20 protein-coding genes, 3 tRNA genes and 1 pseudogene are annotated in these 15876 nt (G+C 63.6%); 13 read left to right on the forward strand and 11 right to left on the reverse strand.

Annotated elements, in window-relative coordinates:
- Positions 1 to 113: 113 nt before the first annotated feature.
- Positions 114 to 569, forward strand: a complete 456-nt coding sequence (gene cynS / locus AWC07_RS01815; RefSeq protein ID WP_036410544.1) for a cyanase — start codon at positions 114 to 116, stop codon at positions 567 to 569.
- A 13-nt stretch (positions 570 to 582) separates the two neighbouring features.
- On the opposite strand, the gene AWC07_RS29970 is transcribed toward cynS, so the two are convergent.
- The 4 genes from AWC07_RS29970 to AWC07_RS01840 form a co-directional block, all read right to left on the reverse strand.
- On the reverse strand, positions 583 to 1074 hold the full coding sequence (locus tag AWC07_RS29970; protein ID WP_036410547.1) for a molybdopterin dinucleotide binding domain-containing protein: 492 nt from the start codon (positions 1072 to 1074) through the stop codon (positions 583 to 585).
- Positions 1075 to 1574: 500 nt separating this feature from the next.
- Positions 1575 to 2270 (reverse strand): crotonase/enoyl-CoA hydratase family protein, encoded by a 696-nt coding sequence (locus tag AWC07_RS01830; protein ID WP_036410552.1) that lies wholly within the window; start codon positions 2268 to 2270, stop codon positions 1575 to 1577.
- 79 nt (positions 2271 to 2349) lie between these two features.
- Positions 2350 to 3183: a hypothetical protein gene (locus AWC07_RS01835; protein ID WP_036410555.1), complete on the reverse strand. Its 834-nt coding sequence runs from the start codon at positions 3181 to 3183 to the stop codon at positions 2350 to 2352.
- 130 nt (positions 3184 to 3313) lie between these two features.
- Positions 3314 to 4030: an MBL fold metallo-hydrolase gene (locus AWC07_RS01840; RefSeq protein WP_036410557.1), complete on the reverse strand. Its 717-nt coding sequence runs from the start codon at positions 4028 to 4030 to the stop codon at positions 3314 to 3316.
- Between the two features lie 123 nt (positions 4031 to 4153).
- Here AWC07_RS01840 and AWC07_RS01845 point away from each other — a divergent pair, with 123 nt between their 5' ends.
- The 12 genes from AWC07_RS01845 to rplA all read left to right on the forward strand — a co-directional run bounded on the left by AWC07_RS01845 (position 4154) and on the right by rplA (position 9274).
- Entirely contained in the window at positions 4154 to 4363 is a 210-nt protein-coding gene (locus AWC07_RS01845) for a type II toxin-antitoxin system VapB family antitoxin (RefSeq protein ID WP_036410560.1), read from the forward strand.
- A gap of 144 nt (positions 4364 to 4507) precedes the next feature.
- Positions 4508 to 4580: transfer RNA gene (locus AWC07_RS01850), tRNA-Thr, on the forward strand.
- Between the two features lie 52 nt (positions 4581 to 4632).
- Positions 4633 to 4706 (forward strand) — tRNA-Met (locus AWC07_RS01855).
- Positions 4707 to 4753: 47 nt separating this feature from the next.
- Complete coding sequence (rpmG, locus tag AWC07_RS01860) at positions 4754 to 4921, forward strand: 50S ribosomal protein L33 (RefSeq protein WP_003898538.1); 168 nt, start codon at positions 4754 to 4756, stop codon at positions 4919 to 4921.
- A 68-nt stretch (positions 4922 to 4989) separates the two neighbouring features.
- Positions 4990 to 5442 (forward strand): (3R)-hydroxyacyl-ACP dehydratase subunit HadA, encoded by a 453-nt coding sequence (gene hadA, locus AWC07_RS01865; protein WP_425271205.1) that lies wholly within the window; start codon positions 4990 to 4992, stop codon positions 5440 to 5442.
- Positions 5429 to 5857 (forward strand): (3R)-hydroxyacyl-ACP dehydratase subunit HadB, encoded by a 429-nt coding sequence (hadB, locus tag AWC07_RS01870; protein ID WP_036410565.1) that lies wholly within the window; start codon positions 5429 to 5431, stop codon positions 5855 to 5857. The genes hadA and hadB overlap by 14 nt, the downstream gene beginning before the upstream one ends.
- A gap of 2 nt (positions 5858 to 5859) precedes the next feature.
- On the forward strand, positions 5860 to 6360 hold the full coding sequence (hadC, locus tag AWC07_RS01875) for a (3R)-hydroxyacyl-ACP dehydratase subunit HadC (RefSeq protein ID WP_036410568.1): 501 nt from the start codon (positions 5860 to 5862) through the stop codon (positions 6358 to 6360).
- Positions 6361 to 6569: 209 nt separating this feature from the next.
- Positions 6570 to 6642: transfer RNA gene (locus AWC07_RS01880), tRNA-Trp, on the forward strand.
- A gap of 93 nt (positions 6643 to 6735) precedes the next feature.
- Positions 6736 to 7251, forward strand: a complete 516-nt coding sequence (secE, locus tag AWC07_RS01885; protein ID WP_036410571.1) for a preprotein translocase subunit SecE — start codon at positions 6736 to 6738, stop codon at positions 7249 to 7251.
- 31 nt (positions 7252 to 7282) lie between these two features.
- Complete coding sequence (gene nusG / locus AWC07_RS01890) at positions 7283 to 7999, forward strand: transcription termination/antitermination protein NusG (protein ID WP_036410574.1); 717 nt, start codon at positions 7283 to 7285, stop codon at positions 7997 to 7999.
- A gap of 54 nt (positions 8000 to 8053) precedes the next feature.
- Complete coding sequence (gene rplK, locus AWC07_RS01895) at positions 8054 to 8485, forward strand: 50S ribosomal protein L11 (protein ID WP_036410576.1); 432 nt, start codon at positions 8054 to 8056, stop codon at positions 8483 to 8485.
- Between the two features lie 81 nt (positions 8486 to 8566).
- Positions 8567 to 9274 carry a 50S ribosomal protein L1 gene (gene rplA, locus AWC07_RS01900; RefSeq protein ID WP_036410577.1) on the forward strand — a complete coding sequence of 236 codons (708 nt, stop codon included), beginning with the start codon at positions 8567 to 8569 and terminating at the stop codon, positions 9272 to 9274.
- Between the two features lie 16 nt (positions 9275 to 9290).
- Here the strand turns inward: rplA and AWC07_RS01905 are convergent.
- The 7 genes and pseudogenes from AWC07_RS01905 to AWC07_RS01935 all read right to left on the reverse strand — a co-directional run.
- Positions 9291 to 9458 (reverse strand): annotated as a pseudogene (locus AWC07_RS01905) (RNA polymerase subunit sigma-24); the annotation flags it as partial.
- A 106-nt stretch (positions 9459 to 9564) separates the two neighbouring features.
- Entirely contained in the window at positions 9565 to 10461 is an 897-nt protein-coding gene (gene mmaA4, locus AWC07_RS01910; protein WP_036410578.1) for a hydroxymycolate synthase MmaA4, read from the reverse strand.
- A gap of 147 nt (positions 10462 to 10608) precedes the next feature.
- The gene (gene mmaA3, locus AWC07_RS01915; protein WP_036410580.1) at positions 10609 to 11490 is read right to left on the reverse strand and encodes a methoxy mycolic acid synthase MmaA3; all 882 of its coding nucleotides are present in this window, start codon (positions 11488 to 11490) and stop codon (positions 10609 to 10611) included.
- A gap of 137 nt (positions 11491 to 11627) precedes the next feature.
- A complete protein-coding gene (locus AWC07_RS01920; protein WP_036410594.1) occupies positions 11628 to 12515 on the reverse strand; it encodes a cyclopropane mycolic acid synthase family methyltransferase in 888 nt (295 codons plus the stop codon).
- A 158-nt stretch (positions 12516 to 12673) separates the two neighbouring features.
- Positions 12674 to 13534, reverse strand: a complete 861-nt coding sequence (gene mmaA1 / locus AWC07_RS01925) for a mycolic acid methyltransferase MmaA1 (RefSeq protein ID WP_036410582.1) — start codon at positions 13532 to 13534, stop codon at positions 12674 to 12676.
- Positions 13535 to 13578: 44 nt separating this feature from the next.
- Complete coding sequence (locus AWC07_RS01930; protein WP_279628849.1) at positions 13579 to 14487, reverse strand: alpha/beta hydrolase; 909 nt, start codon at positions 14485 to 14487, stop codon at positions 13579 to 13581.
- A gap of 25 nt (positions 14488 to 14512) precedes the next feature.
- On the reverse strand, positions 14513 to 15862 hold the full coding sequence (locus AWC07_RS01935; RefSeq protein ID WP_036410586.1) for an ABC1 kinase family protein: 1350 nt from the start codon (positions 15860 to 15862) through the stop codon (positions 14513 to 14515).
- Positions 15863 to 15876 lie beyond the last annotated feature (14 nt).

A 15876-nucleotide genomic window follows, 5' to 3' on the forward strand; every position in this document is an offset into this window, starting at 1 on the left:
GCCGATGGCACGCAGCCGGGAGGTGACCGACAAATACGGGTATCGGCTGTGAAGCTGATCGGCCGCTTGCACCACGGACACTGTGACCGACGGCGACCGTGCATGCTGGGGTGATGAACAGAAACCAGATCACCGAACAGATCGTGCTGGCCCGCCTGGCGAAGGGGCTCACCTGGCAGCAGCTGGCCGACGCCATCGGCAGGCCGGTGGTGTGGACGACGGCGGCGCTCCTCGGACAGCACCCCATTCCCGCCGAACTCTGCAACGTCCTGGTGGAGATGCTGGGTCTCGACAGGTCGGTGGTGCCGGTGCTGGCCGCCCCGCCGATGCGCGGCGGCCAGCCCACCGCGGTGCCCACCGACCCCACCATCTACCGCTTCTACGAGGCGCTGCAGGTCTACGGCGGCGCCATCAAGGAGCTGATCCACGAGAAGTTCGGCGACGGCATCATGAGCGCGATCAACTTCAGCGTCGACGTGCAGCGGCAGACACATTCCTCGGGGGACCGGGTGGTGGTGACCTTCGACGGGAAATTCCTTCCCTATCAATGGGTTTCGGCGCAGAGCTGACGCGCCCGGCGGTTCAGCTGGTGAGCACCTGCGGCGAGAGTTCTTTGAGCATGGCGTTGGCCCAGCGCATCTGGCGAAGTGTCTGCGGATGGCAGCGCGACGTCAGCTCCAGCAGTTCGAGATCGGCGGCCCGGTGATGGCCATGGTCGGCGGCGTCCCCATAGGCGTCCCAATAGCCGTAATGGCCGTAGTGGAACGGCACGAACAACACGCCCGCCCGGATGCGGCTGATCCGGGCGGCGCAGCGGACGCTGCCGCGCGGGGTGCTCACCTCGACGGTATCGCCTTCCGCGATGCCGAGACGGCCCGCGTCGCGCTGCGAGACTTCCACCCACACCTCGGGTGCGGCGTCTTGAAGTTGCGGTGCCCGAGCCGTTTTGGTGCGGGTGTGGAAATGGTAAAGGGTGCGGCCGGTGATCAACGCGAACGGGAACTCGGCAGTGGTCGGCTCGTGCGGCGGAATATATTCGGCCGCTTTGATAATGGCTTTGCCGTAGGCGTTCATCGCGCGATATTCGGTGGGCTCCAGCGGAGCGCCGGTGATCAGATCCTTGCCGTAAGCCTCGCAGTAGTCAGGATGCGCCCAGAATCCGGCGTCGGTGTGCAGCCGTTCGGTACCGTCGGGATGCTCTGCGTTACAAGGCCATTGGATGCCACTGCCGCCACGCAGCTTGGCGTAGCTCAGACCGGAGTAGTCGCAGGGCCGCCCGGCGCTGCACTTCTGCCACGCCTCGAACGCCGACTCGGGATCGGTTCACGACGGCGATGTCCAGGCCGTCACCGTTGGAGTACAACACCGCAGCCGACTGCACCCGCTGATCCACCGATTCCGGGTTCAGGCCGTCGGCCAGATATTGATCGATGCGCTGCGGCCAGTCCTGGCCGGTTCCGTAGGGGTCCTGGTTCCCCAGGGCTGGGCGATCCGGTCCGGCGTAGCCATGGGCGGGTAGTTACCCGGCGGTGAGAATTCGAAACGCGGCGGCCGTTACCGGCACTACGCCGCCGTTACACCCCGAATTCCGCTTCTATTCCGTCAATGGCGGCACGCATCGCTTTCAGGGCGTCGGCGCGGGCGCGTAATTTGGTTGCGGCGTGGGCCTGCTGATTGAGACCGGCGAATTCATGCGCGGCTTCCTCGGCGCGGCTGAGCACCACTTCGGGCAACACGATCTCGTCGATAAAGCCGGCCGCCAGCGCGGTTTCACCGAAGAATGTCTTGGCCAGCCCGGCGGCTTGCTGGTAGGCCGACGGAGTCAGCCGCAGTTTCATGATTTCCAGGGCGGCGTAGGGAATGGTCATGCCGATCGCGACTTCATTGGCCTGAATGTTGTAGGCATGAGCGGCCACACGGTGGTCGCCAGAGGTCAACAGGAACGCGCCCATCGCGATCGCATGACCGGTGCAGGCCATCACCACCGGCTTGGGATAGGACAACAGCCGGTAGGCCAACTCGAAGCCGCCGCGCAGCATGTCGATCGCGGGCTGCACCTCGCCGGAGGTCAGGACCTTGAGGTCGAAACCGCCGCTGAACACCCGGTGGTTGCCGGCGATGACCAGCGCACCGACATTATCCCGGTCGGCTTGGTCAATCGCCTCGTTGAGTGCCTGCTGCATGGCGGGGCCGATCACGTTGACCTTGCCGTCATCCATCCGGATCACCGCGATGGTTTCGTCGTGGGTATAGGTGACCGGGCCGCTCATGGGTTTACTCCTTCGGTAGGGACGTCGATTGAATCAGATCACCTTCGCCACGCACCGCTTGCCCGGTCGCAGCGAGCCCTCAGACCCCCTGACTGCGATGCTTGCCCAGCTCGCTTTCCGCGTCACCCCAGCGCAGGCTGACGTCGGTGGGTTCGTCGAGTTGGCGGGTGCGCCACCGGTCCTGGGTCTCCTGGACGGCGCGGTTGATCCGGTCGATCTCGCTGCGGAAAACGTCGGGCCGCGTTTCCTTGCTTGCGTAGTGAAAATACGTCAGCACGCTGCGTAACAGCTCCAGTTTCTGCTTTTCCCGCTTCGCCAGGTCGTGAGTCGTCATCAGCTCGATCCGCTGAACCGGCGGCAGGGCATCCCAGTCCAGCACCACTTTTGTTTCCAGTGGACGCCGTCCCCGGCGCCAGAACCGCCAGCCGCGCGGCTGCTCGGGGCGGTCGTAGTAGATCACCGTCCCCTCGAACCGGGATTCGACGCCATGGCCGATCTCGGCGCGATCAAGTGCCGAATCCCACACCATCCGCCATTCCTGACCGGGTGCCAGCGTCGGCAGTTCGCGGGGCAACTGTAATTCGACGACATCGGCGTAACCGTCCGAGGCGTTCTCGTATTCGGCCACGGTCGGCGGATTGGGAAACGAGAACCGGATGTCGTAGGCCGCGGTGCGACCGAAGTTTCGGACCACGAGTTCGATCACATGCCAGTCCGCGACGTGGGGCTCCATCAGCATCGACACATACGGTCTCGTCTGCTCGAACGTCAGTTCGCGGTTGCGGCGAATCTGATAGTTCATCACGATCAGTGCGATTACGCCGAGCGCCAGCGCCGCCCACGCGGCCACCGCGAACCAGGTTCCGGACTCGACATCGGTGACCCCATGCCAGCTGCTCTGGACCCACCCCATGGAATCCACCCTCCGCTTATACCACCACACCGATCCGCCAGCGAAATTGCGTCGCCACGATCCTAGATGCGGCCCCCGCATCGCGGCGGCGGGCACCTGCCGGGGATCAACCCGGGTCCGGCGCCCGTGCTCAGCCGCCCATCAACATGCGCCACTGACCCAGATCGGCGGCGCGATAGACATAGTTCGAGCGCTTAACCTCCGAGAGCGGCGCACTGCGTTCTGTCGAATACCAGTGCCCGGGAAATACCGTCGGATCACCGGGCAGCGCGGCGAGCTGTTGCAGGCTGCGGTAGATCTCGTCGGAATCCCCGCCGGGGAAGTCGGTGCGCCCGCATCCCTCCAGGAACAGCGTGTCGCCGGCGACCAGCCGGCCGTCGAGGAGGAAACATTGACTGCCCGGCGTGTGGCCCGCAGTGTGCAGCAACTCGATCTCGATGTCGCCGATGGCGACCTTGTCGCGGTGCTCATGGGTGGTCAGGTCACTCATCGGAATCCCGGTCACCCGGGAAACCCACAATGCCTCATGGGTGTTCACGTGCACCGGTACGGTGGCCCGCTCCAGCAACTCGGCCAATCCCTTGAGCTCGAAGCCCATCATCGAGCCGCCGACATGGTCCGGATGATGATGCGTCACCAACACCCCCGACAGGTGCATGTCGTCAGCTTCCAGCCTGTCGACGAGGTCGCCGGCGGCGTAGGCGGGGTCGACCACAACGCAGTCGCCGGTCTTGCGGTCGCCGATCAGGTACGCGAAGTTGCGCATTTGCGCGGCGATCATGTCGCCGACGGCAAAGTCGCGACCGGAGAGCAGTTGCCGGAAATACAGCCGGTCCGAATCTGACACGTCACCAGACTATGACTGATCCAAGATCGGTCCAATCCTGGCGGTCTTGACGCCGCAATGGCCCGAATGCGAAATGCGGGCCTTCTATGATTCCCCGGGCAAGCCGGTGGGTATTGTTGGCGCATGCGGAAGAAGGTCGAGATCGAGATCGACGACGATCTGGTCCAGGAAGCGATCCGTCGGTACGGTCTGGCTGATGCGCGCGAAGCGGTCCATCTCGCGTTGCGGACCCTTCTCGCCGAGGGTGGTAGCGGGGAGTCCGACGAGGAGCAATACGACGAATTCAGCGACCTCAGTGTGCTCGATCCGCACCGGGGCAACCGCGGCGGCTGATCCGCACACCCGTCGTGCCCCCGTCGTCCAGCGTGTCCAGGCCCGCCGGTTGGCGCATCGCGTCGCGCACGTGGTTTGGTGACGCCGCGCGCCAGGCTGTACCCTCTTTTTGCCCGGGGCACGACTGGCCGTTACGGGTGAGCGGCCCCCTTAGCTCAGTCGGTAGAGCGTTTCCATGGTAAGGAAAAGGTCAACGGTTCGATTCCGTTAGGGGGCTCGGCGGACGCCGAGCAGGAGGGCAGCCCTGAACCAAGGCGGGGCGGCCCAGAGGCGATGTAGCTCAGTCGGTTAGAGCGAACGACTCATAATCGTTAGGTCGCCGGTTCGAGTCCGGCCATCGCTACAACACAACACCGAAACGTTTGACACCAGATTCGAGAGAGAACCGTCATGGCTTCCAGTACCGACGTGCGGCCGAAGATCACTTTGGCGTGCGAGGTGTGCAAGCACCGCAACTACATCACCAAAAAGAATCGCCGCAACGACCCGGACCGCCTGGAGCTGAAAAAGTTCTGTCCGAACTGCGGCAAGCACCAAGCGCACCGCGAGACGCGGTGACCACATACGGTAGCCAAACTGATTCGGTAGATTCGATAGCCGTGCCACTGACAACCAACATTGTCGGGATGCATTACCGCTACCCCGACCACTACGAGGTAGAGCGCGAAAAAATCCGCGAGCATGCGCAGGCCGTGCAAAACGACGACGCCTTCTTTTTCGACGAGAAGGCCTCCGCAGAACTCGGCTACGACGGCCTGTTGGCGCCGTTGACATTCATCTGTGTATTCGGCTACAAGGCGCAATCGGCGTTTTTCAAACACGCGAACATCGCCGTCCAGGACGCGCAGGTCGTCCAGGTCGACCAGGTGCTGAAGTTCGCTAAGCCGATCGTTGCCGGTGACAAGCTCTACTGCGACGTGTTCGTGGATTCGATGCGTGAGGCGCACGGCACCCAGATCATCGTGACCAAGAACATCATCACCAATGAAGACGGTGACATAGTGCAGGAGACCTACACGACCCTGGCGGGTCGTGCGGGCGAGGATGGGGAAGTGGGATTTTCAGATGGCGCTGCGTGAGTTCAGTTCGGTCAAGGTCGGCGACCAGCTTCCGGAGCGGACCTATCCGCTGACCCGCCAGGATCTGGTGAACTACGCCGGCGTGTCGGGCGACTTGAACCCGATTCACTGGGACGACGACATCGCCAAGCTCGTCGGGCTGGACACCGCGATCGCGCACGGCATGCTGACGATGGGCATCGGCGGTGGCTACGTCACGTCGTGGGTCGGCGACCCGGGTGCGATCATCGAGTACAACGTGCGGTTCACCGCGGTGGTACCGGTGCCCAACGACGGCAAGGGTGCCGAGCTCGTGTTCAGTGGCCGGGTGAAGTCTCTGGATCCCGACAGCAAGTCGGTCACCATCGCGCTCACCGCCACCACCGGCGGCAAGAAAATCTTCGGGCGGGCGATCGCGTCGGCGAAATTGGCGTAACTATGGCCTTGAAGACCGATATCCGCGGGATGATCTGGCGCTACCCCGACCACTTCATCGTGGGCCGCGAGCAACTCCGCCAGTTTGCCCAAGCCATCAAGTGCGACCACCCGGCCTACTTCGAAGAGGACGCTGCCGCCGAACTGGGCTACGACGCGATCGTCGCGCCCATGACCTTCGTGACAATCCTGGCCAAGCTGGTGCAGCTCGACTTCTTCCGAAACGTCGACATCGGCATGGAGACCATGCAGATCGTCCAGGTCGACCAGCGGTTCGTGTTCTACAAACCCGTGCTCGCCGGGGACAAGCTGTGGGCCCGGATGGAGATCCACTCCGTGGACGAGCGTTTCGGCGCCGACATCGTCGTCACCAAGAACACCTGCCACAACGACGATGGCGAGCTGGTGCTGGAGGCCTACACCACCCTGATGGGGCAGCAGGGCGACGGCTCCGCCAAACTCAAATGGGACAAGGAATCCGGGCAGGTCATCAGGACTGCGTAATTAGTATCTGGCACCGGCGCCTGGGTAGACTCTAGTACACTCGGACCCCGGGGTTTCCCAACATCAGCGCACTTTTCCGTGAGTCGGTCGAGCGAAGCCGGCGACGGGAGCGAGACAAACGAATTGTCTCACTTCGGTTCGTGACCACCGACCGGGTGCGCGCGTGTCATGTAAGCCCCGGCAGGAGTAGGTTGGCCTGCCAACCGCGAAGGGGCGTAGCTCAACTGGCAGAGCAGCGGTCTCCAAAACCGCAGGTTGCAGGTTCAAGTCCTGTCGCCCCTGCTGAAGGCAAAGACATGCCATGCTGGACACTGGGAGGATCCCCAGTCTTAGCGGAACGGCTGGCGGGATAGTTAGCGAACAAAGGAGCACGCGGTGAGCGACGAGCGCGACACCGCCGACGGCGCCGTAAGCGACGGCGGCGAAACCGAGGACGGCAGCGACAGCGGCGGTCGCACGGCCGTGGTGACGAAGTCCGTGGTGCGGCCGCAACGACCCACCGGCAAGCGGTCTCGGCAGCGCGCGGTCGAGGCCGACGAGGACGCCGAGGACACGGAGTCATCGACCGCGACCGAGGTCTCGAAGAAGGGCTCCGCCAAAAAAGACAGGAAGTCGGCTGAGAAGTCGGCTAAGACATCGGCTAAGGAGTCGGTGAAGGCCAAGAAAACCACGAAGACCGGCAGACCGGCGGCACGATCGGCCAACCCGTTCATCTTCGTCTACAACTACATGAAGCAGGTTGTGGCCGAGATGCGGAAAGTGATCTGGCCTAACCGCAGGCAGATGATCACCTACACGTCGGTGGTGCTGGTATTTCTTGCCTTCATGGTGGCGCTGGTGGGCGGCGCCGATCTCGGCCTGGGCAGGCTCGTGATGCTGGTGTTCGGCTGAGACTTGGCAGTGACAGAGAGGACTGAAAACCGTGACTACCTTCGACGGTGACACGTCCGCGGGTGAGGCGGTGGACCTGCAAGAGGCCACTACCGCCCAGGAAGTAGAAGCCCCCGCTGAAGAGGTCGACCCGGCGGCTGCGCTCAAGGCGGAACTGCGCAGCAAGCCCGGCGACTGGTACGTCATCCACTCCTACGCGGGTTACGAGAACAAGGTCAAAGCTAACCTGGAAACCCGGGTGCAAAACCTTGACGTCGGTGACTACATCTTCCAGGTGGAGGTGCCCACCGAAGAGGTCACCGAGATCAAGAACGGCCAACGCAAGCAGGTCAATCGCAAGGTGCTGCCCGGCTACATCCTGGTGCGCATGGACCTGACCGACGACTCCTGGGCAGCGGTGCGCAACACGCCCGGGGTCACCGGGTTCGTCGGGGCAACCTCGCGCCCATCGGCGCTCTCCCTCGACGACGTGGTGAAGTTCCTGCTGCCCCGGGGAGCGGCGAAGAAGGCGGCCAAGGGTGCGGCCAGCACCGCCGCCGTCGCCGAAGCGGGCGGGCTGGAACGTCCGGTTGTCGAGGTCGACTACGAGGTGGGCGAATCGGTCACCGTCATGGACGGGCCGTTCGCCACATTGCCGGCCACCATCAACGAGGTCAATGCCGAACAGCAGAAGCTCAAGGTGCTGGTCTCGATCTTCGGCCGCGAAACACCGGTGGAACTGACCTTCAGCCAGGTCTCCAAGATCTAGCCGCCCGCACAGCGCATCAAACAGGTTTAACCAGGAAGGAACAATCGAGTCGCCATGCCCCCGAAGAAGAAGAAGGTCTCCGGGCTGATCAAGCTGCAGATCGTGGCGGGTCAGGCCAATCCCGCGCCGCCGGTTGGCCCTGCGCTCGGTCAACACGGCGTCAACATCATGGAGTTCTGCAAGGCGTACAACGCCGCAACGGAAAACCAGCGCGGCCAGGTCATCCCGGTGGAGATCACGGTCTACGAGGACCGCAGCTTCACCTTCGCGCTGAAGACGCCGCCCGCCGCCAAGCTGCTGCTCAAGGCCGCAGGTGTGGCCAAGGGTTCGGCGGAGCCGCACAAGAACAAGGTCGCCAAGGTCACCTGGGATCAGGTCCGCGAGATCGCCGAGACCAAGAAGACCGACCTCAACGCCAACGACATCGACGCCGCGGCCAAGATCATCGCCGGCACCGCCCGGTCGATGGGCATCACCGTCGAATAGGTCGGCATAGAGCCGACTTGTGGGAGGGCTCGCTTCGGCCCGTTTGGAAACCACGACCCAACACCAGATTGGATATCGGATATGAGCAAGACCAGCAAGGCATACCGCGCCGCCGCCGAAAAGGTGGATCGCAGCAAGCTCTATACGCCGCTGGAGGCGGCCAAGCTCGCCAAGCAGACGTCGTCGACCAAGCAGGACGCGACCGTCGAGGTGGCGATTCGGCTCGGGGTCGACCCGCGCAAGGCCGATCAGATGGTCCGCGGCACCGTCAACCTGCCCCATGGCACCGGTAAGACCGCGCGGGTCGCGGTGTTCGCGGTAGGGGAAAAGGCCGATGCTGCCGTCGCCGCGGGAGCCGACGTTGTCGGCAGTGACGACCTGATCGAGAAGATTCAGGGCGGGTTCTTGGACTTCGACGCCGCGATCGCGACGCCTGATCAGATGGCCAAGGTCGGTCGCATCGCCCGGGTGCTGGGCCCGCGCGGTCTGATGCCCAACCCTAAGACCGGCACCGTCACCCCCGACGTCGCCAAGGCCATCGCCGACATCAAGGGCGGCAAGATCAACTTCCGGGTGGACAAGCAGGCCAACCTGCACTTCGTCATCGGCAAGGCGTCGTTCGACGAGAAGCGGCTGGCCGAGAACTACGGCGCCGCACTCGATGAGGTGCTGCGGCTGAAGCCGTCGGCATCGAAGGGCCGCTATCTGAAGAAGGTCACCGTGTCGACGACGACCGGCCCCGGCATTCCGGTCGACCCGTCCATCACCCGCAACTTCGCCGAGGCCTAATTTCCCCCGGCGAGCAGAACCCCCCGGGACGATCCGGGAGTCCGTCACGGGGCCAGGTGCGAAGCGCTTTCGCGCAGGCCACCTGGACGGCGTCTTCGGCAAGGGTGAGGTCGCCGGACCATCGGGCGATCGCGGCGACGGCCGGACCCCATTCGCGACGGAAGAGGCCGTCCAGGTTGACCATCGGCAGATCCCTACAGTCCGGATACACCGGCACCTCCGGTAGCGAGCGAAGCCCGGTGCTTCACTCTCTACCTGTTAGACGAACGGCGCAGCCCTAATCCGACAACCTAAGCGGCCGCGCCCGGCTTGAGGTAGGTGACCAGGCTGCAGTCCAGCATCTCGTCGGTGAAGTAGTGCTCGCAGCCACGCAGGTATTTCATGTACCGGTCGTAGACCTCTTGGGAGGTGACCTCGATGGCCTTGTCCCGATTCGATTCCAGCGTGTCGCCCCAGATCCGCAACGTCTTGATGTAGTGCGGGCGCAGCGAAAGGGGTTCGGGGACGATGAAACCGGCCTTCTCGCCGTGTTCGACCATCATCTCGGTCGACGGCAGCCTACCGCCGGGAAAGATCTCGGTGATGATGAACTTGATGAAGCGCGCCGTCTCGAAGCTCAGCTTCTTGCCGCGGGCGGCCATCTCGAACGGGTGATAGCTGACGCTGCTCTGGACGGTCATCCGGCCGTCCTCGGGCATGATGTCGAAACACCGTTTGAAGAAGTCGTCGTAGTTCTCGTGTCCGAAGTGCTCGAAGGCCTCGATGGAGACGATCCGGTCGACGGGCTCGGTGAAGTCCTCCCAGCCTTGCAGCCGCACCTGACGCGAGCGGTTGCTGTCGACGGAGGCCAGTACCTGCTCACAGCGGGCGTGCTGGTTCTTGGACAAGGTAAGGCCGATCACGTTGACGTCGAAGCGCTCGACGGCCCGCCTCATCGTCGTACCCCAACCGCAGCCGATGTCGAGCAGCGTCATGCCCGGCTTGAGGTCCAACTTGTCCAGGTTGAGGTCGATCTTGGCGTACTGAGCTTCCTCGAGTGTCATGTCCTCGCGCTCGAAGTAGGCGCAGCTGTAGGTCCGGGTGGGGTCTTGAAACAGGGCGAAGAAGTCGTCGGAGACGTCGTAGTGCGCCTGGATGTCTTCCGATCGCGTCCGGGTCTTCGTCTGTGCCGGCGCCTTTTCAGCCATTGTCGTCCTGTTCTCCTGGATTAGTGATCATTGCCCGAACGCACGCGAAGCCTCGGTATGACTCGTGCAACCGCCCCACGAACCCCCGAGGCGTGACTGCCTATGACGCGAGCGTGTGCACCCATAGCCCGTCTGTGGCACCAGAGTCTACTTGGCGAGTGTGAACTGGTTGCAGTCGATGTAGCCCATCCGGAATGCCTTGGCGCAGCCGGTCAGGTACTTCATGTAGCGCTCGTAGACCTCCTCGGACTGGATGGCGATCGCCTCGTCCTTGCGCGCCTGAAGCGCCTCTGCCCAAAAATCCAGAGTCTTGGCGAAGTCCAGCTGCAGCGACTGGCGGCGGGTCACCGTGAAACCGACCTTGTGCGCGTGCTCCTCGACGGTCTCGATCATCGGCAGCCGGCCGCCCGGGAAAATGTCGGTCACGATGAACCTGATGAACTTGGCCATCTCCATGGTCAACGGTATGCCGCGTTCCATGACCTGCTTGACATGCAATCCGGTGATCGAGTGCAACAGCATCACGCCGTCGGCGGGCAGGGCCTGGTAGGCGAACTTGAAGAAGTCGTCATAGCGGTGGAAGCCGAAGTGCTCCAACGCTTCGATGACGACGATGCGGTCCACCGGTTCGGTGAACTCGGACCAGTCGCGCAGCAGCACCCGACGCGAGCGGCTGCTGTCGACCTCGTCGAGCACCTGCTGGCAGTAGGCATGCTGGTTTTTGGAAAGCGTCAGCCCTACGACGTTGACGTCGTACTTCTCGACCGCGCGCTTGAGCACCGAGCCCCAGCCGCAACCGATGTCGAGCAGCGTCATCCCAGGCTGCAGTCCCAGCTTGCCCAGCGTCAGGTCTATCTTGGCGAGCTGCGCTTCATGCAGGGTCATGTCGTCGCGTTCGAAGTACGCGCAGCTGTAGGTGCGGGTGGGATCGACGAACAGGGCGAAAAACTCATTGGACAAGTCGTAATGAGCTTGGACGTCGTCCAAGTTGGACCGGGTGCTCACCGCACTTGTTGTCTTACCAGCCATATGTCCTCCAAGAACAGACGAACACCCTCACGCGGTGATCATCCACGGCACCCTACACCGGGTAGGGCGCATCCATCGCATTGAAAGTCGCTGCGAGGCGGGTTTTTCCCGACTGGGATCTGCGATGGTCGCAGTCACTACTTCTCCAGGGTGAACTGGTTGACGTCGATGTAGCCGATGCGGAACGCATTGGCGCAGCCGGTCAGGTACTTCATGTAGCGCTCGTAGACCTCTTCGGACTGGATCGCGATGGCCTCGTCCTGGTGCGCCTCCAACGCCTTGGCCCACAGGTCCAGGGTCCGCGCGTAGTGGGGCTGCAGCGACTGGCGCCGAGTCAGGGTGAAGCCGGCCTGGCCCGCGTGCTCCTCGACTTTCTCGATCGACGGCAACCGGCCACCGGGGAAGATCTCGGTGACGATGAACTTGATGAAGCGCGCCATTTCGAAGGTCATCGGCATGCCGCGCTCGACGATCTGCGGTCCGGTCAGCCCGGTGATGGTGTGCAGCAGCATCACGCCGTCGGCGGGCAGGACCCGGTGCGCCATGGCGAAGAAGTCGTCGTAGCGGTCGTGGCCGAAGTGTTCGAAGGCGCCGATGGACACGATCCGGTCGACGGGCTCGTCGAACTGTTCCCAGCCCTTCAGCAACACCGCCCTGCTGCGCGGGTCCCCCGCAAGCGGGCGGTGCCCCCAGTCGAGCTCGTCGAAAGTCTTCTGGACGTGGGCGGCCTGGTTCTTCGACAAGGTCAGGCCGATGACGTTGACGTCGTACTTTTCGATGGCCCGGCGCTTGGTGGCGCCCCAGCCGCAGCCCACGTCGAGCAGCGTCATGCCGGGCTGCAGGCCCAGCTTGCCCAGCGCCAGGTCGATCTTGGCAATCTGGGCCTCTTCCAGCGTCATATCGTCGCGCTCGAAGTAGGCGCAGCTGTAAGTCTGGGTCGGGTCCAGGAATAGCCGGAAGAAGTCGTCGGACAAGTCGTAGTGCGCCTGCACGTCGTCGAAATGCGGCGTCAGTTGTTCAGCCATGACCTTATGAATGCCTTTCCGGGCCAGGATCGGCCCTACGGTGCTCACATAAGATGCACCGAAAAACGCTCCCCCAAAGTGCTCGGGGAATGTTATCCGATTTGGCGCCGCAGCACTAAATCACAACCGAGTCTGCCCAGGCCAGGGCCGGTGTGGGGCTATTTCGCCAGGGTGAACTGGGCGACGTTGATCAACCGGCGACGGAACCGCTCGGCGCATCCGGTCAGGTAGTGCATAAAGTTGTCATAGACCGCTTCGGACTGGATCTCGATGGCACGTTCGCGGGCGGTCCCCAAGTTGGCGGCCCACATGTCCAGGGTCCGGGCGTAATGCTGTTGCATCAATTGGATCTGTTCGACGGAGAAACCCGCGGCCTGTGCGTTGTCGACGATGTCGGGTTCGGAAGGCAGTTCGCCGCCCGGGAAGATCGACTCGCGTAGGAACTTGAGAAATCGCAGGTCGCTCATCGTCAGCGCGATGCCCTGTTCGTGCAGCCACCTGCGGTCATAGGTGAACAGACTGTGCAACAACATCCGCCCGTCGTCGGGCATGATCTCGTATGCGCGTTCGAAGAACGCGCCGTACCGCTCCTTGTGAAAGGCGTCGAACGCCTCGAAGGAGACGATCCGGTCCACTTTCTCGTCGAATTCTTCCCAGCCTTGAAGCCGCGCCTCGGCCCGTCGCTGGGTGGGAATGGCGGCAAGCCGGTCTCGGCTGCGCTGACAGTGGTTCTTGCTCAGCGTCAGGCCGATGACGTTGACGTCGTACTTCTCGACGGCCCGGACCAGCGCGCCGCCCCAGCCGCACCCGACGTCCAGCAGCGTCATCCCGGACTCGAGGTTGAGCTTGTCCAACGCCAGGTCGAGCTTGGCCAGCTGCGCCTCTTGCAGCGTCATGTCGTCGCGCTCAAAGTAGGCGCAGGTATAGACCCACGTCGGATCAAGGAAAAGCCCGAAAAAGTCGTCCGAAATGTCATACGCCGCTTGCGAGTCTGCGTAATACGGTGTCAGCTCGGCCACTTGAGACAACCTCCTTGTGCAACCCTACAATCCTCGTTCAAGACTCAGCCGGCCCTGGCGAAGTTGCTCATCAGCACGCTGATCACCCCGTCCCATAACGGCTCGGGCAGATCGTGGCCCATCCTGTCGAACAACACCAGTCGAGCGTCATCGATCGCGCGGGCGACCGCGCGGCCATTGGAAGGCCGCACCATTATGTCCTTTCGGCCGTGGATCACCACGGTCGGCGCCGCAATGCGACGGTTGTAGTGGAGCAGGCTGCCACTGCCTAGGACCGCGCTGAACTGTCGGCGCACCCCCAACGGGTCGAAGCTGCGATCGTAATTCTCGGCCGCGTCGGCCCGGACGCGTTCCTCGGGCAGGCGATAGCCCGGACTGCCCGTGAGCCGGGTAACCCGCACGACGTTGTCGATTACCACGTCGCGCGGCGAGCCCGGCGGTGGGCCGTTGAGCATGGCCCGCAAGGCGCGTAGGGCCGGCGGCCGCAGGCATGCTCGGTTGTTGCTGGAGAAGATGATCGCCAGAGCCTTTGTCCGCTCCGGGAACCGTGCCGCGAAGACCTGGGCGATCATGCCGCCCATCGACGCGCCGACGATGTGGGCGTGCTCGATATCCAGATGGTCCAGCAGGGCGGCCGCGTCGTCGGTCATGTCCTCCAGCGTGTATGCGGCCCGGCTGGGCAGGCCGAACCAGAAGCGCAGCAGCCGCGCGGCCATCGACTGGCCGGGGTCGGCGTGCTCGGTCCGGCTGGACAGGCCGACGTCGCGGTTGTCGTAACGGATGACTCGCAGACCCTGGGCGACGAGCTTCTCGCAGAAGGCGGTCCGCCACAGCAGCAGTTGGGCACCCAGACCCATGATCAGCAGCACGGGTGGGTCGTCGGGGTCACCCATGTCCTCGTAGAACAGTTTCACCTGCCCCGCGACCGCGGTGCCGCTGCGGACCTCCACCAGACCTCCACTAGACCTCACTGGACCTCTACTGGACCTCTACACCAGACTGATGCTCGCGGCTGACCTCGACCATGAAGTTGGCGAAGTACCCGGTGAGCTGCGGGTCGGACATCATCTGCCACTTCGGCGCCAGCAGCTTCATGTACCGCTCGACGTACAAGAACTGCTTGCCGATCAGCACCAGCTCGCGGGGCAGCTTGACGTCGTAGGCGTCGGCCAGCGCCGACAGCTGCCGGCCGATGTCGGCATACGACATCTCGCCCAGCGATTGCATGGTAAGCGGGGTGGCGAACTTCTCCAGGTCTTTGGCGGCCTGGGCCTCGGGCTTGACGGTCCCGACGGCGCCCATCAACACGACGATCTTGCCGGCGGCGGCATGGTCCTTCTTGACCAGCAGGGCATAGACCAGCTCGCGCAGCAGCCACCGGGTACGGGGATCGATGCGGCCCATGATCCCGAAGTCGAAGAACACGATGCGGCCCGCCTCGTCGACGTACAGGTTGCCCGCGTGCAGGTCACCGTGGAACAGGCCGTGCCGCAGCCCGCCCTCGAACACGCTGAACAGCAGCGCCTTGACGAGTTCGGTGCCGTCGAACCCGGCCTTGCGGATGGCGGCGACGTTGTCGATGCGGATGCCCTGCACCTTCTCCATCGTCAGCACCCGCTCGCTGGTGAAGTCCCAATGCACGTGCGGCACCCGGATGTTGCGGCCCAGCAGGGAAGCGTGCAGATGCGATACCCACGCCTCCATCGATTGCGCTTCCAGCCGGAAGTCCAACTCCTCGGCCAGGTTGTCGGAGAAGTCGGCGACCACGTCTTGGGCCGAGAGCCGGCGGCCTAGCTTGGCCAGTTCGACGGCCTGCGCGAAACGCTTCAAGATCTGCAGGTCGGCGGCGACCCGACGGCGAATGCCCGGCCGCTGGATCTTCACCACGACATCCTCGCCGGTCTTCAGGGTCGCGTAGTGCACCTGGGCGATCGACGCGGAGGCGAACGGCTCTTCTTCGAACATGGCGAACAGCTTGGCCGGCTCGTCGCCGAGCTCCTCGACGAAAAGCCGGTGCACCTCGTCGGGGTCGGCCGGCGGCACCTGGTCCAGCAGGGTGCGGAATTCACGCGACAACGACTCGCCGAACGCCCCTGGGCTGGAGGCGATGATTTGCCCGAACTTCACATACGTGGGGCCCAGATCGGCAAAGGTCTGCGGGATTTCCTTGATGATCTTCTGCTGCCACGGACCCTTAGCCGGCAGCCTGGTGAGCACCCGAGCAGCGGTGCGGGTCACCTGCCAACCGGTGGTGGCAACCCGGGCCGCTTCGACCGGCAACGGCACCCGGTCAAGCTTGGCCACGTCGCGGTGTTTAGTGGAACTCATCTGTGCAGTGTGCC

Origin of the sequence: Mycobacterium gastri (assembly GCF_002102175.1) — a bacterium.
GTDB lineage: Bacteria > Actinomycetota > Actinomycetes > Mycobacteriales > Mycobacteriaceae > Mycobacterium > Mycobacterium gastri.

Coding starts and splice junctions, on each gene's coding strand:
- rplA (WP_036410577.1), top strand. CDS start 8,567: ATGAGCAAGACCAGCAAGGCATACCGCGCCGCCGCCGAAAAGGTGGAT.
- mmaA3 (WP_036410580.1), bottom strand. CDS start 11,490: ATGGCTGGTAAGACAACAAGTGCGGTGAGCACCCGGTCCAACTTGGAC.
- cynS (WP_036410544.1), top strand. CDS start 114: ATGAACAGAAACCAGATCACCGAACAGATCGTGCTGGCCCGCCTGGCG.
- AWC07_RS01935 (WP_036410586.1), bottom strand. CDS start 15,862: ATGAGTTCCACTAAACACCGCGACGTGGCCAAGCTTGACCGGGTGCCG.
- AWC07_RS01920 (WP_036410594.1), bottom strand. CDS start 12,515: ATGGCTGAACAACTGACGCCGCATTTCGACGACGTGCAGGCGCACTAC.
- rpmG (WP_003898538.1), top strand. CDS start 4,754: ATGGCTTCCAGTACCGACGTGCGGCCGAAGATCACTTTGGCGTGCGAG.
- AWC07_RS01830 (WP_036410552.1), bottom strand. CDS start 2,270: ATGAGCGGCCCGGTCACCTATACCCACGACGAAACCATCGCGGTGATC.
- hadA (WP_425271205.1), top strand. CDS start 4,990: ATGCATTACCGCTACCCCGACCACTACGAGGTAGAGCGCGAAAAAATC.
- rplK (WP_036410576.1), top strand. CDS start 8,054: ATGCCCCCGAAGAAGAAGAAGGTCTCCGGGCTGATCAAGCTGCAGATC.
- hadC (WP_036410568.1), top strand. CDS start 5,860: ATGGCCTTGAAGACCGATATCCGCGGGATGATCTGGCGCTACCCCGAC.
- AWC07_RS01835 (WP_036410555.1), bottom strand. CDS start 3,183: ATGGGGTGGGTCCAGAGCAGCTGGCATGGGGTCACCGATGTCGAGTCC.
- AWC07_RS01845 (WP_036410560.1), top strand. CDS start 4,154: ATGCGGAAGAAGGTCGAGATCGAGATCGACGACGATCTGGTCCAGGAA.
- mmaA4 (WP_036410578.1), bottom strand. CDS start 10,461: ATGGCTGAAAAGGCGCCGGCACAGACGAAGACCCGGACGCGATCGGAA.
- AWC07_RS29970 (WP_036410547.1), bottom strand. CDS start 1,074: ATGAACGCCTACGGCAAAGCCATTATCAAAGCGGCCGAATATATTCCG.
- hadB (WP_036410565.1), top strand. CDS start 5,429: ATGGCGCTGCGTGAGTTCAGTTCGGTCAAGGTCGGCGACCAGCTTCCG.